Here is a 270-nt window from a genome sequence, read left to right on the forward strand (position 1 = left end):
TGACACTAATGCAACACAAGATGAAAAGCAACAAGCAATTAAGCAAGTTGACCAAAATGTTCAAACTGCATTAGAAAGCATTAATAATGGTGTGGATAATGGTGACGTTGATGATGCATTAACACAAGGTAAAGCAGCAATTGATGCTATTCAAGTAGATGCTACTGTTAAACCTAAAGCGAACCAAGCTATTGAAGTTAAAGCAGAAGATACGAAAGAATCTATTGATCAAAGTGACCAGTTAACTGCTGAAGAAAAAACTGAAGCATT

General features: G+C 35.2%; 1 protein-coding gene. It reads left to right on the plus strand.

Features of this window, described 5'->3' with window-relative positions:
• Positions 1 to 270: DUF1542 domain-containing protein (locus GUI70_RS25695; protein ID WP_161884574.1), on the plus strand; the 270-nt coding region annotated here is incomplete at both ends.

Source organism: Deinococcus alpinitundrae (assembly GCF_009982895.1).
GTDB lineage: Bacteria > Deinococcota > Deinococci > Deinococcales > Deinococcaceae > Deinococcus > Deinococcus alpinitundrae.